The 1,179-nt window shown below is 63.5% G+C and carries 1 protein-coding gene; it reads left to right on the top strand.

Annotated elements, in window-relative coordinates; genetic code table 11:
- Window positions 1-214: 214 nt before the first annotated feature.
- Window positions 215-1,168, top strand: a complete 954-nt coding sequence (locus tag JQ632_RS39150) for an IS110 family transposase (RefSeq protein ID WP_128930866.1) — start codon at window positions 215-217, stop codon at window positions 1,166-1,168.
- Window positions 1,169-1,179 lie beyond the last annotated feature (11 nt).

Raw genomic sequence — 1,179 nt, forward strand, 5'->3', positions numbered from 1 at the left:
CCCACCCTTGTAATAGCGCAATCAGATATTGTCGGCGTGTTCCGTGAGGAATGGCCTGCCGCGGCAGCAACCCGCGGCAGGCCGCTGGCGATCGGATCGCGCCCACCCTGAGCAGTTTGTGGCTGCCCCGTAGCAGGATCGCGCCAGCACCTTCATCGGACCCGGATGGTTGCCGGAACAATCAGGTTCGCTTCACAAGGCAGGGTCGACGAAGATGGCACAGACTAGCACGACGACAGCGGGAATCGATACGTCCAAGGCGAAGCTCGACATTGTAGTTCATGGTCGAGACGAGGGTTGGGAGGTCGCCAACGACCTTCCCGGTTGGCGGAAGCTGGTGCAACTGCTGACCAAGGCTGGCGTCAAGCGAGTCGGGATCGAAGCGACCGGCGGTTACGAGCGTGGGGTAGTGGAGCATTTGCGAGCGGCCGGCGTCATCGTGCTGGTGCTGCAGCCGATCCAGGTCAAGGCGTTCGGCCGCTCCCGATTGCGTCGTGCCAAGAACGATACGCTGGATGCCGCGCTGATTGCTGCCTGCGCGGCGTCGCTCGAAGAGGTGAGGAGCGCGCCGGATCCGCGCTTGGCGGAGCTTGCCGAGCAGCTCACCTTCCTCGAGCAGATCGAGGACGACATCAAGCGCTTCAAGACCCGGCTCGAGCATCTCGATAAGCCTGGGCTACGCCGCATCGTGCTGGATGACATTGCCCGGTTGAAGGCAAGGCGGCTCTCCCAAATCCGTCACATCGCCAAGCAACTACGCGCTCACCACGATCTCGCTGTCCGCCTTGACCTGGTGATGAGCATTCCCGGGATCGGTGAGCGCACGGCACTGGCCCTCCTGGTCCGCATGCCTGAACTCGGCCGTGTCAGCCGGGAGGAAGTCGCAGCCCTTGCCGGGCTGGCTCCCTTCGACAACGATAGCGGGCAATACAAGGGCCAACGCCGTATCGCCGGCGGCCGCGCTCGCCTGCGTCGCTCTCTGTTTGCGGCAGCCCTGCCTGCGGCCTTCCGCTGGAACAAGGCCGTCATGGCCCTCTATGCCCGCCTGACTGCGGCCGGAAAGGCTCACAATGCCGCTCTCATCGCATGCGCGCGCAAGCTGCTCATCTATGCCAACACCGTCGTGCAACGCGGAACGCCGTGGACTGAAAAACTCCTCGGCGTTTAATGGTTGCTACG

The sequence above is a fragment of the Bradyrhizobium liaoningense genome (genome assembly GCF_018130955.1).
Classification (GTDB): Bacteria; Pseudomonadota; Alphaproteobacteria; order Rhizobiales; family Xanthobacteraceae; genus Bradyrhizobium; species Bradyrhizobium liaoningense_C.